Genomic DNA, 13,849 nt, shown 5'->3' with positions numbered 1-13,849 from the left:
AGGGGCGCGAAGAACGCGTCCCGCTCAGGCCAGACACGCCGCGACGACGCGGAGCGCCTCCTCCCCGCTCACCTCGTCGGCGAGGAGGGGGACGCGCTTGACGTTGCGCCCGCGGAAGAGGTCCGTCGCGCGCTGGAGGGCGCGCTGTTGGACGGCCCACCGGCGCTGGCAGAACTCGCACTCCTCGAGGTTCGGCGAGACGACCCACTCGGAGTCGACGGGCGTCGTCGTCACGTCGGCGAGGTTCTCCATGACCCGGTTGACGACGAGCGTCTGCACCGGAATCTCGTAGTCGTCGAGTCGGTCGATGAGCCGCTTGGACTCGACGACGCTCATCTCCTCGGGTATCATCACGACCCGGAAGTCCGTCCGCTCGGGGTCTCTGAGCACCGCGCGCAGTCGCTCGATTCGCCCGCGCAGTTCGTCCAAATCGGCCATCTCCTGTCCGGACCCCGCGCCGAACATCCCCTTGAGGTTGTCCATCATCCCGGAGAACTTCTGCCGCATGCGGGCGATGCGCCCGAGCATCGAGTCCATCAGTTCGGGCAGTTCCAGCAGTCGAAGGGTGTGCCCCGTGGGCGCGGTGTCGACGACGACGCGGTCGAACCGCGGGTCGTCGAGGTACGCGAGCAGTTGCTGCATCGCCGCCGCCTCGTCCGCGCCGGGCATCGACCCCGGACCCATCATGTCGCCGAGCACGTCCTCCATGCCGCCCATGTCCATGCCGAACGGGTTCGCGCCCGCCCGTCCGTCCTGCCCGGGGGCCGCGCCGGAGTCGCCGCCGAGTCCGCCCGCGCCGTTCCCGTCGTCCTCGAACGGGTTGTCGTCGGCGTCGCGGTCGGCGGCGTCGAACCCGCCCGTCCCCTCGTCCGCCGCGAACGGCCCCTCGATGACCTCGTCGGGGTCTATCTCGGAGGCGTACAGGGGCATATCCTCGCGCACCTGCGCGGGTTCGGCGGGGACGGGGGTGCCGAGCGTGTCGGACAGCGAGTGGGCGGGGTCCGTCGAGACGACGAGCGTCGAGGTTCCCGAGGCGGCCGAGGCGAGGGCCGTCGCGGCCGCCATCGTCGTCTTGCCGACGCCGCCCTTCCCACCGTAGAGGACGTACTCCGGCGCGTCCACTCGGTCGGGAAGGTCGGTCCCGTCCGTCGTCCGCGTCTCCACGTCGACCGACAGTTCCGTCGACTCCTCCGAGTCGCCCTCGTCAGCGTGGCCGTCGCGCGCGTCGTCGTCGTCGACGCGGTCGACGGGTTCGACGTCGATGTTCGTCATAGCGGGAGGCACGCGGTCGGGGCTTGTGTACCCGTCGGTCGCGGGACGAGAGACCGGCGGGAAGCGACGCGAACGCGCCGGCGTCGGCGCGTACCGTCGCTCAGGCGAAGTAGTCGGCGAGTCGTTCGGCCGCCTCGTCGGCCCGCGGCGTGACGAGGGCGAAGCGGATCCAGTCGTCGTAGGCCTCGCCGAACGCCTCGCCGGGCATCCCCGCGACGCCCGCCTCGTCTATCAGTCGCTCCACGTTGGCAATCGTGCCCGGGAAGTCCTCGAAGCGCGCCATGACGTAGAACGCCCCCTTCGGCGTCGTGTACGTCGCGCCCGCGGCGTCGAGGGCGTCGGTGAACGACGCGATGCGCTCGCGGAGCATCCCGCGCGTCTCCTCGTAGTACTCGGTCGGCGTCTCCTCGAGGGCGCGGTGGACGGCGACCTGTCCGGGCCGCGTGGTGGCGACGTTCACGAGCATGTGACGCGTCTTCGCCGCCTCCACGAGATGGTTGGGAAAGACGGCGTACCCCACCCGAAAGCCCGTTATCGCCATCGACTTCGAGAAGCCCGTCGTGACGACGACGCGGTCGGAGTCGAGGGTGAGGGCGCTCTCGAACTCCCCGGAGAAATCAAAGTGGTCGTACACCTCGTCGACGAGGAGGAGGGCGTCGTTCTCCTCGGCGATTTCGAGGAGCGATTCGACCGTCTCCCGGTCGTACACGGCGCCCGTCGGATTGTTCGGCGTGTTGACGAGGACGGCGGCCGTCTCCGGGGAGGCCGCCTCGCGCATCGCCGCCACGTCGGGGGCGCCGCTCTCCAACACGGGCACCTTCGTGGCGGTGCCGCCGAGCATCGTCGCCTTTCCCGGGTAGTACGGGTAGACCGGGTCGGTCAAGAGAAACTCCCGTCCGGCGTCCCGTTCCATCGCCCGCGCCATCGCGAGGTAGTTCGCCTCGCCCGTCCCGTTCGTCACGACGATTCGGGAGGCGTCGACGTTCCGGCGGGCGGCTATCTCCTCGCGCAGGTACCGAAGCCCCTCGCTCGCGGGGTACTGAAGCTGCGGAGGGTCGGCGTCGGCGTACTCCCGGAGACCGTCCCGAAGGGCCGCCGGCGGCTCCCAGTCGGGGTTGCCGGACACCATCCCCACCACGTCCCTGTCGGTGCGCGCCGCGTACTGCATCACCTGGAAGAACAGGGGCTCGTCGTACTCGTCGTTCGCCGTCTCGTCCGCGCTCATCGTCCGTCGACTCGGACTGGGGGGAGGTGGCTCTTTCGCCGTCGGCAGGACGACTTTTCACCGACCCCCTCCTCTCGGCGTCCATGCGCGAGTTCGCGGACGACCCGCCCGTGGAAGAACGCCTCGGCGACGCCCTCCGGGACGCCGAAGAGACGCTCGCAGTCGCGGAGTCCTGCACCGGCGGCCTCGTCGGGTCGCTCCTCACCGACGTGCCGGGGTCGTCGGACTACTTCGACCGCTCGGTCGTCACCTACTCCTACGAGGCGAAACTGACCGAACTGGCCGTCTCCCGGGAGTCGCTGGACGAACGCGGCGCCGTCTCCGAACCCGTGGCCCGCGAGATGGCCGCCGGCGTCCGCGACACCGCCGGCACCGACTGGGGCGTCGCGACGACGGGCATCGCCGGACCGGGCGGCGGCACCGACGAGAAGCCGGTCGGGACGGTGTACGTCGGCGTCGCCTACCGCGGCGAGTGGGGCAGCGGCGAGTCCTACACCACGGCCGCGAGACACGAGTTCGACGGCGACCGGGTGCAAGTAAAAGAGCGGTTCGCCCGCGCCGCCCTGAAGACGGTAGAAACCGCCGTCGGGTCGCGGCGCGTCTGAGACGGCGGCGACGGGACGAGGGGGCCGACCGGACTCCGGTGCTCTCCGGTCGCCGTCAGCCGCCCGTCCGACGATTCGCGGCGTGGCACAACGCTTGTATTATTCGGCGCCTGACAGTCACTCGATGAATAAAGACGGGCACGTCCTGAACGGCGCGCTGTTGGCGGTGGGGTTGGGCGCCATCCTCGCTGTGGACCCGACGGTGGGACCTCTCGTCGAGGAGACGCCGTCGGCGCTGGCGCTGACAGCGGCGACGAGAGTCGCGGAACTGTCACTGCCGATAATCCTCGGCGCGTTGTTCCCGGACGTGGACACGGCGTTCGGCAGGCACCGCAAGACGCTGCACAACCTCCCCGTACTCGCCCTCTTCGTCGCCTTCCCGTACGTCTTCGGCAACCTCCAGTTCGTCTGGGTGGGCGTGGCGACGCACTACGTCCTCGACGTCGTCGGCTCCAAGCGCGGCATCGCGCTGTTCTACCCGCTGTCGCCGCGGGAGTACGACCTTCCGACGGGCGTCGCCACGTCGAGTCGGTGGGCGCGGACGGTCACCGTCGTCGTGACGGCGTTCGAACTCGTCGTCCTCGCCGTCGTCCACTACTACGTGTTCGCGCTGGACACGCCGCTCTCGGAGGCGGCCGTGCTGTTGGGGCTGTGAGCGTCCCGACGCGGCGAACCGATACCGACAAATAACGAGCGTCCGAACGCCGAGACATGTTGTCTTCCCTACAGCTATCGGCCGATCGCGCACTCGGGCCGACGCCCCTGTTCCCGGGGATTCCGGGCGGTCCGGAACTGCTCATCATCTTCTTCATCGGCATCCTCGGGGTCGTACCGGCGATATTCGTCTACTACGACGCCGGAAAGAACGACAACCCGCACCGACTGCTCTGGACGGTGGCGACGCTCATCGGCGGACTCGCCGGGTCGCTCATCGGCGCCGGTATCGTCATCGTCCTCTATCTCGTCGTCGGTCGCAATCAGGGGCGGACCGCGTGAGCCGAGCGACTCAGTACTCGCGCACGTCGTCGAATTTCCCTTCGTAGGCGACGTGGCCGGGGTGGGTCGGTTCCATCCCCGAGAGGAGCAGTCGGTTCAGTTTCCCCCACGAGTTCTCGAAGCCGAGGTGGGCGAACTCCGCCGCCGAGCGCAGCCGGTGACGGTGGCCGGAGCGGTGGAAGACGCGCCGCGGGGCGCCCTCTCGGAGGGCGGCGACCAGTTCCTCCTCGGAGTCGATTTCCCGTTCGAACGCCGTCCACGCCTCGCCGACGCTCCCGCGGAGGTGCGCGTACGACGAACCGAACCCGGGGATGTCGAACTCGGCGGAGAGTTCGCGGCCGAGGCGGTTCTGCGAGGGGAACAGTTTCCCGTTGTGCGTCTCCACGGCGTGAATCTCCTCGGCGTGCGCGCGGACGTCTTCGCGGCCGAGGCTGACGTTGAGAAAGCCGGGATGGGGGGCGAGGACGGCGGCGTCCTGTCGGGCGAAGGCGGCGAAGGCGGCTTCGAAAGTGATGAAGTCCGGCACCGGGTCGGAGAGACCGACCGCGAGGAGATGCCGGCGACGGCGCCACGTGCCGGTGAACACCTCGCGGCCGGGGACGACCAGCAGTTCGTCGTCGGTGAACGCCGCGGCTTTCGCCCGGATGTCGGGGAGGCGCGTGAAGTGCGGCGCGTACACCAGCACGTCGATGCCGCGGGCTTTCGCTCGGGACGCGACGCGCTCGTCCAACACCTTCACGTGCATATCGACGCGGGCGACGCCCGCGGCGGAGGACGTAGCGGTCACGTCTGTCGGTCCGGCGTCGCCGCGGTTAGGGGTTACTATCTCTCGACCGGCCGCGCCGCGTAGCCACCGGACGGCGACGGGTCGGCGCGGCGGAGTCGGCTGCTGCGGAACGGTTTAGTTCCCGGTATCCGTCCGGGTCTGTATGTCCCTGTGGAAGTGCGGCGTCGCCGGGTGCGACGGGCGGTTCGAGACGGCGGCGGACGCGGTCATCCACCAGACGGTCGAACACGAGCGTCACGAGTGCAAGATCTGCGGGACCGTCGTCCCCGAGGGCTACTTCGCCATCCGCCACGCTTTCGGGGAACACTCGCGCGCGGAGTTCGTCCGCGCCTACGACGCGAACTCCTCGCACGTCCGCGAACGGGAGCGGGTAAAGGGCGAAATCGAGTCGGAAATCGACCTCCAGTCGGTCGTCGAGACGCTCGAAGAACGGGGAGCGCTGTAGGCGACACGGGGTGTCAGTCGCCGTCCGCGGGCGACCGGTGACGCCGCTATCGGCGGCGAGAAGAAATCGGAGGGGATTCGGGTCGGGAGAACTACCGCTCTTCGGAGTCCAGCACGCGGATCTGGTCCCCGCGGACCGTGACCGGAATCGGGACCGTCGCCTCGTACAGTTCGACCGTCACCTGGTCTTTCGTCTCGTCGATGCGCTGGACGCGCGCTTTCTCGCCCTTGAACGGCCCGGCGACGAGTTCGACGATGTCGCTCTCGGCGATGCCCTCGACGTCCGGCGTCGGGGAGAGGAAGTGCTCGACTTCGGCCATACTGGAGGTGGCCTGGCCGTCGCCGACGAGGCCGCGAGCGTGCGGAATCTCCTCTAAGACGCGGTTGATGACCGCGTTGCTGTCCGCCTCGACCATCACGTAACTCGTGAGCGAGTCGGGGGCGAGGACGGCGTGAATCTCCGCCTCCTCACGGTTCGCGATCATGTCGGCGACGGTCTGTTCCTGTCGCGCAGTCGTCTTTACGGCAAAGATGGGCACGCCTACGCACCTCCGGGAAGGAAGGTCATCAGCGCGAAGATAACGAAGCCCATGAAGCCGACGAGGAAGATGCCGGCACCGGCGATGAGACCGATCTGGGAGAACTCCTGCCACGAGGGGGTGCTCGCCAGTTTCAGCACCCGCACGTAACTGTTCAGGTCGTACTTGACGTCCATGTTGCCCGTGGCTTAGACGGCGGGCTTTTTCTATCTATTGATACAACCGGGGTGGCGAGACCGGCGGCGAGAAGAGACGGAACTGGCGAATCGAGGCGTGTTCGGAGCGAGAGCGACGAAAGAACGGAGAGCTTCGACTACTCGACGAAGTCGATGTCCTGCCCCTGCTGGGGCGCCTGCGGTTCGGGACCGCTCTCGGACTCCCCGCCGTCGCTGCGGCCGTATATCTGCGGCGACTCCACGCCGGTGACGACTATCATCGTCCGCATCGTCCCGTCGAGTTCCTCGTCGACGGAGGTGCCCCAGATGATGCGCGCGTCGGGGTCGATGCGGTCGTAAATCTCCTCGACGACGCCCTCGGCCTCCTCGATGCTCATGTCGGAACCGCCGGTGACGTTGACGAGCGCCGAGTTGGCGCCGGAGATGTCCACGTCGAGCAGCGGCGACCGGAGGGCGCTCTTGACGGAGTCGTGCGCCTTCGAGTCGGAGTCGGACTCGCCGAGACCGATCATGGCGACGCCGCCGCGCTCCATCACCGTCTTGACGTCGGCGAAGTCGAGGTTGACGAGACCGGGTTTCGTGATGAGTTCCGTGATGCCCTTCACCGAGCGCATGAGCACCTCGTCGGACACCTTGAACGCCTGCCGGACGGGGAGTTTGCCCACCGCGTCGAGGAGGCGGTCGTTCGGGACGACGATGACCGTGTCGGCCACGTCGCGGAGGCGTTCGAGACCCGCCTCGGCGTTCGTCCGTCGGACCTCGCCTTCCGCGGTGAACGGCGTCGTGACGATGGCGATGGTCAGCGCGCCGCACTCGCGGGCCGCCTTGGCGACGACGGGCGCCGAACCCGTCCCCGTCCCGCCGCCGAGGCCGGCGGTGACGAACACCATATCGGAGCCCTCGATGGCGTCGTAAATCTCCTCTTGGGATTCGAGCGCCGCCTCCTCGCCCACCTGCGGCAGCGACCCGGCGCCGCGGCCCTGGGTCTTCTGCTCGCCCATGAGTATCTTCGTGTCCGCCTCTATCTCCACGAGGTGCTGAACGTCGGTGTTGGCGGCGACCAGTTTCGCCCCCTTGATGCCCTCCTCGTGCATCCGATTGACGGTGTTACCGCCCGCGCCGCCGCAACCGACGACGGTGATGTCGGTCTGTAAATCCTGCAGAACGTCCTTCAGTTCGTCGTCGGTCATCGTGCCGCTTCGGCGTACTTGGTCGTTATCGAGCCCGTCGACGGACCTCCCATCCCCCGTCTCCTCGGCTTCGTCAATCGCGTCGTCGACGATAGAGTCCATTTATGAGCATCCTTACCGAATGGAGCCTAATTATCTTTCCCCTCCGCGTCCGACGCGCGTCGGACGGCCCGAGACTCCGGATTAGTGAATCGATAACTGATTATATCCTGAACGCTACTTTCTCCTCCGAGCGCACTTCTGCGGGCGTCACCTCGCGGTCGTCGAGTTCGACGGACTGACCGGCCGAGAGCCTCCCGAACGCCGGCCCCTCGGGGACGCCCAACTCGGCGGCCGCCGCGGCGTCGAACGACTCCCGGACGGCGACGACGGCCGTCTCCTGGCGGCGCACCTCGTCGTATTTTTCTCCAAGGACCGCCGCCAGCGAGTCGACGATGTCGTCGTACCGCCCCGCCTCGACGAGTGCGGCCCGCCCCGTCGCCTTCGTCCCCCCCTCTCTCGTCTCGAACGCGACGGCGTTCGCGGAGACGGCGTCGCGGGCCGCGTCGAGGTCGATTCCGGCCGCTTCGGAGAGGAGGTCGTCCGGGAGCGAAACCACGACGTAGTCGTCGGACGCTGGGTCGCCCTCGCCGGCGTCCGAGTCGCCCGCGTCGGCGCCGAGTCTGAGGCCCTCCTCGACGGTGCACAGGGCCGCTTCGAGTTCGTCGAGTCGGTCGAGGGAGACGCCGGCCGTCTCCCGCGTCCACGTCTCGGTGACGACGCGGTAGCCGAGCGACTCGACCGCTTCGACCACCTCCAGCCGGTCGCCGTCGACGACGGCGTACTCGGCGTCGGAGGCCTCGAAGGCTCGGCGTATCACCTCGCGGTTCTTCGCCGGCGCACCCATCGCGTCGAGGGGCCAGTCCGCGCCGACGTGACCGACCGCCCAGTCCGTCTCGCGGACGATGCGCTCGAACCGGGGAGCGTAGTGGCCGCCGCCGAAGCCGACGAGTTGCCGCTCCCGGTCGGCGTCGACCCCCGAGAGGTCGAGCACCGCGCGGGCGACGGCGCGGGCGCCGGCGGGGTCCCCCCACTCCTCCTCGCCGCTGCCGAGTTCGACGAACATCGCCGGGGCGCCGGCGTCCGTCGGGCCGTGGTGGGTGCACTCGATTCCAACCTCGTACCCCTCGGGTGCGTGGCGGTCGAACGCCTCGACGACGACCTTCTCCGCGTTCGGACAGGCGCGGGCGAACGCTCCCTCCTCGCCCCCGTACTCCGCCGGTCCGAAGTTGCCGGTGAAGTGGGCGGTGAGGAGCGGTCCCGTCTCGCCGGAGTGCCGGGAGACGAACGCGACGAACTCGGGAGGCTCGGAGAACGCGTCGGCGACGTGTTCCAGTTCGAGGTGCAGGTCGTCGAACTCGCGGAGTTCGAAGTCCTCGTTCTCGTAGTAGGTCCCGCCGCCCTCGGCGTCCGGGCGCGAGTCGTCGGTCCGTTCGTCCCACGTCCCGAGTTCGAGCAGGCGCTCTCCGATGTGGACCGATGCGCTGTCCGCGCGGCTGACGACGACGGCTATCACGGGAGAGACTGACCGGTCGGGACGCTAAAGCGCGTCGAAGCCGGCGACGCGGTCTCGGAGGAGAGGGCGCCCGGTGACTCAGAACAGGTCGACGACGGCACCGAGGGCGAAGCCGACGCCGAGCGCCAGCGTCGACGAGAGGGCCTGTCGGGCCGTCGCGCGGAAGACGCCCGAGAGGAGGACCCCCAGCGACGCGCCGAACAGGAATCCGTGCACCACTCCGTCGGCGGCGAGAAACGACGCGGCGGGGACGACGAGTTCGGCGACAAGGAGGCCGACGATACCGACGAGAAACCGCGCGCCGTCGCGCCGCAGGTCGCGCCGCCGTCTGTCGAGGTTCAGCACGGGAGAACGGTCGGAACCGACGGGGGATAATGGTTCGGTCAGTTGTCACGACGGCGACGGGCGGCGGAGGTGACCGGCGGCCGAGCGCTTCGGTCCGCGCGCGGGCGGCCGGAGCGGGTGAGTCCTCAGTGGACGAACGACATGCCGCGGAACTCGAAGCGCGCGCCGCCCGACTCGGCGTCCGCGACCCGCATCTCCCAGCCGTGTTCGGCCGCGACCGTCTGGACGATGTTCAACCCGTAGCCGCCGGTGTGGTCCGACGTCGACTCGGCCGATGCCTCCAATTGCGCCTTGACGTGGTCCGGGAGACCCGGTCCGTCGTCCTCGACGTAGAAGCCGTCCTCCCCGTCGAGGACGCCGACGCGAACCGTCACGCGGGTCCCGTCGGACTCGCCGTCCCCGGTCCCGTGCTCAACGGCGTCGTGAGACTCCGTCTCACTGCCCGTGGAGCCGTGCTCTACGGCGTTGCGAACGAGGTTCTCCACCAGTTGCCGGACCCGCCCTTCGTGCGCGCGGATGCGCCACCGCTCCGAAGGAAGGACGAGCGTCGCTTCGTCGGTAACGACGCTCTGCCACGCCGCTTGGACCAACTCCCGGAGCGACGTCACCTCCGTCTCGTCGGCCGCCTGCGCGTCCCGGGCGTGCGCCAGCGTGTCGTCGATCATCTGTTCCATCCGGTCGAGGGACTCCGTTATCTTCCGCAGCACCTCACTGTCGTCGTCGCGAGCCAACTGGAGGTACCCCTGCGCGACGGAGAGCGGGTTCCTGAGGTCGTGCGAGAGGACGCCCGCGAACTCCTCCAGTTCGTTCGCCTGTTTACGGAGGCGTCGTTCCCGCCGTTTCCGGTCCGTCACGTCGGTGAAGACGCCGCAGAACAGCCGTTCGTCTCGGTAGGTGAACTCCTCGATGCTCACCGACACCGGAACCTCGTGGCCGTCCTTGTGGAGGGCTGGGAGGTCGACGCCCGTCCAGTCGATGTGTTGCTCTCCGGTGTCGAGGTACTGCGCCAACCCGTCCTCGTGGGTCGACCGCAGTCGCTCCGGGATGATGATCATCTTCTCGCGTCCGACCAGTTCCTCCGGCCGATAGCCGAGGATGGGTTCGATAGCGGGGTTGGCGAACCGAATCCGGCTCTCGGTATCGATGACGAGTATCCCCTCGGTGGTGCTCTCGAGGAGTGATCGGAGGAACTCCTCGTCCCCCTCGAGAATCTCTCGGTTCATGGCGACCGCTCACCACCCATACGAGAAGCTATCTCGGCCACGTTATAAACAGTTATTGCCGCCTTTCGGATGGGAAACACCGAACGGATGCGCAGTGCGCCCGCAACCGAGTCCCTCGGCGCGCTCTCAGTCCGCCTGCCCGGGTTCGGGCACCGGTTCGCCGCGGATGTTCTTCGCCGTGAGCGTCCAGAGGCGCCGCAGGTCCCCGCGGCGGCGGAAGAGCAGGCCGAGTCCGAGGACGACGTAGAGGACGGAGTATCCGAGCAGCAGGGAGACGGAGTACTGCTCGGCCACCGCCGTCGGGTACAGTTCGATGAGCGCGAACTCGAGGACCACCTGCGAGACGAAGAGGACGAGGATGGTCACCGCCTCGCGCACGTCTATCTGGAAGTTCACGAGGACGGTCAGCGCGAAGAAACTCTGGGCGGCGGTGAGCCATATCTCGGCCTCCTGCTTCAGGTCGAACGGCAGCGCGCCGTAGCGGCCGAGCGCGATGCTGTAGACGACGACGAGCGTCCCGACGAGCAGCGTCCACTGGTTCAGTTTCGAGGATATCAGCGCGTTGAACGCCGCCGTCGCGCGCGCCTTGTTCACGAGGTAGGCGGTCACGATGAGCTCCGGGCTCTCGGAGGCCAGCGGCGCTATCCACTGTATCATGAAGAACTCGGGGATGCCGAACTGGAGGCCGAGCTGTTCGAGGCCGTGGGCGAACGGCTCGACGGCGGTGAAGATGAGAAAGCCGGAGTAGGCGAACAGGGTGAGGACGGATCCGACACGGAGGTTCTTCGGCTTCTCCTGAAAGTACGCCGGGACGCCTACCTGCTCTTCGTGCTCGTCCGCGTCGCCGCGGACGATGATGGCGATGTAGGTGACGTAGAGACCGACGAGGACGAAGAAGTCGACGGCGTCGATGGCGTCGCCGAGCGGAACGAGGAAGGCGTACACCGTGGCGGCGAACAGGAACAGAATCTCGGTGGAGATGCTGGGGTCGAGGGCGACGGCGTCGCGGAGGCGGCCCTCCCTGTGCACGACGTTGTCGTCGTCGCGGCCGCGGGACGCTTTGTATATCGAGAAGAGGGCGATGCCGGACCAGCCGAGACCGATGAGGATGCGGTTCGCGCCGGTCATGTTGGCGACCGCGAGGTTCGCCTTCGAGGGGTCGCTGGCCGCCTGCCAGGCGTAGAGGGCGTCGACGGCGTACTCGGGGGCGACGGCGAGGACGGCCAGGATGGCGAGCGCGAACGCGCGCGGGACGTCCTCCTCGGCCGTCTCGGCGCCCCACGCGAGCAGGAACGATGCGCCGAGCACCGCCAGACCGCTGACGGCGACGGTGAGGGTGTGCGACAGAGAGGAGGCGGAACCGGTCGTCCAGAAGAAGACCCACGGGGCCGTCAACAGCACCGCGAACCCGACGGCGGTGAGCGGATGGCTGAGGCGTGAACTCATCGTGCGGGCTACCACACCCCCGACGCCTATCTCTTGCGTTTTCTCCGTCCCAACGAACGGGACGAAAAGCCGCGTTGAACGGTGATGCTGTTCCTGAAGCCGTTTCGGTCGACCCGACGCAATCGGCTCCGCAGAGGCTGCCGACTCGGCGGCACTTATCCCTCTCCCGTCGAAACGCCACGGCCATGCAGGTGTTCGGACTCGTCGGCAACCCCGTCGGTCACTCGCTGTCGCCGCCGATGCACGAGGCGGCGTACGACCGAGTCGATATGGACGCGCGCTACGTCACCTTCGAGCCCTCGCCGGAGGACCTCTCGGCGGCCGTCGAGGGCGCCGAAGCGCTCGGAATCGCGGGGCTGAACGTGACGATTCCGTTCAAGCGGGAGATGGTCGACCTCGTCGAACCCGACGAACTCGCCGCCCGCATCGGCGCGGTGAACACCGTCGGTTTCGGGGACGGACCGCCGCGCGGGTACAACACCGACGCGGCGGGCGTCCGCCGGTCGTTCGCACACCACGACGTGCCGTTGGACGGGCGGAGCGCCGTCGTCGTCGGGGCCGGGGGGGCGGGGCGCGCCGCGTCGTTCGCCCTCGCGGACGCGGGCGCGTCGGTCCACGTGGCGAATCGGACGACCGAGCGGGCGACGTCCCTCGCCGCCGACGTGCCGGGCGCCACCGGCGGCGGACTGGATACGCTCGACGGACTCGCCGATGCCGACCTGTTGGTGAACGCGACCAGCGTCGGGATGGAGTCCGACGAGACGCCGGTTCCCGCCGAACGCCTCCACGACGGACTCGCCGTCCTCGACGCCGTGTACGCGCCGGTGGAGACGCGTCTGCTCCGGGAGGCGGCCGCGGCCGGCGCGACGACGATAGACGGCGCGTGGATGCTGCTGTTTCAGGGCGTCGAGGCGTTCGAGCGGTGGACCGGTCGGGACGCGCCCGTCGACGCTATGAACGACGCCCTCAGAGCGAATCTCGGATGAACAGACGGCGAGGTAACGATTTTTAAATAAGCGGCGTTCATACGGTGACACAATGGGTATATTCGACTCGATAAAGTCGTCGCTGCGGTCGCTTCTCGGCCGCGACGAAACGTCTTCTACCGACTCGTCGCGGCGCGAGACGCGCGTTTCGGTCGAACGCGACACGCGGAGCGAGGTCGACACGGAGTCCGAGTCCGCCGTGAAAGAACCCGTCTCCGAGGAGACGCAGGCGTCCGCGTCGACCGACACGCTGGTCGACGAGGAGGCGGGTCGCGAACCCGCCGAGGCGGTCGAGAGCGTCAAGAACGACGAGGACCCCGAGACCGTCATCGAGGAGGCCGAACCTTCCGAAACGGACGAAGCCGACGAGGCGGCCGCGGCCGACGCGGACGGCGCGGCGTCGACGGGTTCGATGGTCGACGAGGAACGGGACCCCGCCGAGGCCGCCGAACCCGCCGAGGCCGTCGGCGCCACCACGACCGAGGACGCGGGCGTGGACGCAGGATCTGACGCCGAGACCGGCGACGGGACCGAAACCCCGGACGACGAACCGGCCGGAACGGACGATTCGGCCACCTCGGACGCCGCCTCCGCTGCGTCCACCGACTCGCTCCTCGACGACGAGAACGCCGACGAACCGACCGAGGCCGCCGAACCCGCAGAGGCCGTCGGACCGTCCTCCGAGGAGATGGACACCGACGTCGAGGCCGATACCGACCCCGGCGACGACGTCGAGGAGGACGTGGACGAACCGGACGCGGCCGGCGACGCCGACCCGGGCGAGGCGATGGCGTCGGGCGACGCCGAACCCGTCAAGAACGTGAAGGGCATCGGTCCGGCCTACGCCGAACGCCTCGCCGAGGCCGGCATCGAGACGGTCGACGACCTCGCGACCGCCGACGCCGTCGACCTCGCCGAGACGATAGAGGTCTCCGAAAAGCGCGTCCAGCGCTGGATCGACCGCGCGGCCGACCACGACGCGTAACGCCTCGAAGCGGACGCTGGTTCTACTCGCCGGTACCACGAACTCGTTTATCGGCCGGTACCCTACTTGACCGCA

Annotated in this window: 16 protein-coding genes; 6 read left to right on the top strand and 10 right to left on the bottom strand. The window is 68.5% G+C overall.

Features of this window, described 5'->3' with window-relative positions:
* Positions 1-24: 24 nt before the first annotated feature.
* Both C474_RS17180 and C474_RS17175 read right to left on the bottom strand, forming a co-directional pair.
* Positions 25-1,272 carry an ArsA family ATPase gene (locus tag C474_RS17180; protein ID WP_008389111.1) on the bottom strand — a complete coding sequence of 416 codons (1,248 nt, stop codon included), beginning with the start codon at positions 1,270-1,272 and terminating at the stop codon, positions 25-27.
* Positions 1,273-1,372: 100 nt separating this feature from the next.
* The gene (locus C474_RS17175; protein WP_008389110.1) at positions 1,373-2,497 is read right to left on the bottom strand and encodes a pyridoxal phosphate-dependent aminotransferase; all 1,125 of its coding nucleotides are present in this window, start codon (positions 2,495-2,497) and stop codon (positions 1,373-1,375) included.
* Positions 2,498-2,580: 83 nt separating this feature from the next.
* Here C474_RS17175 and C474_RS17170 point away from each other — a divergent pair, with 83 nt between their 5' ends.
* The 3 genes from C474_RS17170 to C474_RS17160 all read left to right on the top strand — a co-directional run bounded on the left by C474_RS17170 (position 2,581) and on the right by C474_RS17160 (position 4,098).
* Entirely contained in the window at positions 2,581-3,102 is a 522-nt protein-coding gene (locus C474_RS17170) for a CinA family protein (RefSeq protein WP_008389108.1), read from the top strand.
* Between the two features lie 124 nt (positions 3,103-3,226).
* Complete coding sequence (locus tag C474_RS17165; protein ID WP_008389106.1) at positions 3,227-3,757, top strand: metal-dependent hydrolase; 531 nt, start codon at positions 3,227-3,229, stop codon at positions 3,755-3,757.
* A 56-nt stretch (positions 3,758-3,813) separates the two neighbouring features.
* Complete coding sequence (locus C474_RS17160; protein WP_008389105.1) at positions 3,814-4,098, top strand: hypothetical protein; 285 nt, start codon at positions 3,814-3,816, stop codon at positions 4,096-4,098.
* Positions 4,099-4,108: 10 nt separating this feature from the next.
* On the opposite strand, the gene C474_RS17155 is transcribed toward C474_RS17160, so the two are convergent.
* Positions 4,109-4,843, bottom strand: coding sequence for a PHP-associated domain-containing protein (locus tag C474_RS17155; protein ID WP_049917162.1), 735 nt, complete (start codon positions 4,841-4,843; stop codon positions 4,109-4,111).
* A gap of 184 nt (positions 4,844-5,027) precedes the next feature.
* Here C474_RS17155 and C474_RS17150 point away from each other — a divergent pair, with 184 nt between their 5' ends.
* Positions 5,028-5,330 carry a DUF7565 family protein gene (locus tag C474_RS17150; RefSeq protein WP_008389101.1) on the top strand — a complete coding sequence of 101 codons (303 nt, stop codon included), beginning with the start codon at positions 5,028-5,030 and terminating at the stop codon, positions 5,328-5,330.
* Positions 5,331-5,421: 91 nt separating this feature from the next.
* Here the strand turns inward: C474_RS17150 and C474_RS17145 are convergent, their stop codons facing one another.
* The 7 genes from C474_RS17145 to C474_RS17115 all read right to left on the bottom strand — a co-directional run bounded on the left by C474_RS17145 (position 5,422) and on the right by C474_RS17115 (position 11,803).
* On the bottom strand, positions 5,422-5,868 hold the full coding sequence (locus C474_RS17145) for a transcription elongation factor Spt5 (protein WP_008389099.1): 447 nt from the start codon (positions 5,866-5,868) through the stop codon (positions 5,422-5,424).
* 2 nt (positions 5,869-5,870) lie between these two features.
* Positions 5,871-6,044 carry a protein translocase SEC61 complex subunit gamma gene (locus tag C474_RS17140; protein ID WP_008389097.1) on the bottom strand — a complete coding sequence of 58 codons (174 nt, stop codon included), beginning with the start codon at positions 6,042-6,044 and terminating at the stop codon, positions 5,871-5,873.
* Between the two features lie 137 nt (positions 6,045-6,181).
* Positions 6,182-7,336: a cell division protein FtsZ gene (gene ftsZ, locus C474_RS17135; RefSeq protein ID WP_008389095.1), complete on the bottom strand. Its 1,155-nt coding sequence runs from the start codon at positions 7,334-7,336 to the stop codon at positions 6,182-6,184.
* Between the two features lie 100 nt (positions 7,337-7,436).
* Complete coding sequence (locus tag C474_RS17130) at positions 7,437-8,789, bottom strand: D-aminoacyl-tRNA deacylase (RefSeq protein WP_008389094.1); 1,353 nt, start codon at positions 8,787-8,789, stop codon at positions 7,437-7,439.
* Between the two features lie 78 nt (positions 8,790-8,867).
* Positions 8,868-9,134, bottom strand: coding sequence for a hypothetical protein (locus tag C474_RS17125; protein WP_008389092.1), 267 nt, complete (start codon positions 9,132-9,134; stop codon positions 8,868-8,870).
* A 125-nt stretch (positions 9,135-9,259) separates the two neighbouring features.
* Positions 9,260-10,357, bottom strand: coding sequence for a sensor histidine kinase (locus C474_RS17120; RefSeq protein WP_008389090.1), 1,098 nt, complete (start codon positions 10,355-10,357; stop codon positions 9,260-9,262).
* Positions 10,358-10,483: 126 nt separating this feature from the next.
* On the bottom strand, positions 10,484-11,803 hold the full coding sequence (locus C474_RS17115) for a ca2+/na+ antiporter (RefSeq protein WP_008389089.1): 1,320 nt from the start codon (positions 11,801-11,803) through the stop codon (positions 10,484-10,486).
* Between the two features lie 185 nt (positions 11,804-11,988).
* Between C474_RS17115 and C474_RS17110 the strand changes: the two genes are divergently transcribed.
* Together C474_RS17110 and C474_RS17105 are read left to right on the top strand one after the other, a co-directional pair.
* Complete coding sequence (locus C474_RS17110) at positions 11,989-12,789, top strand: shikimate dehydrogenase (RefSeq protein WP_008389088.1); 801 nt, start codon at positions 11,989-11,991, stop codon at positions 12,787-12,789.
* 52 nt (positions 12,790-12,841) lie between these two features.
* Positions 12,842-13,774, top strand: coding sequence for a helix-hairpin-helix domain-containing protein (locus tag C474_RS17105; protein ID WP_008389087.1), 933 nt, complete (start codon positions 12,842-12,844; stop codon positions 13,772-13,774).
* Positions 13,775-13,849 lie beyond the last annotated feature (75 nt).

The sequence above is a fragment of the Halogeometricum pallidum JCM 14848 genome (genome assembly GCF_000337095.1).
Classification (GTDB): Archaea; Halobacteriota; Halobacteria; order Halobacteriales; family Haloferacaceae; genus Halogeometricum; species Halogeometricum pallidum.
This window is presented reverse-complemented; position numbering and strand designations above follow the sequence as displayed.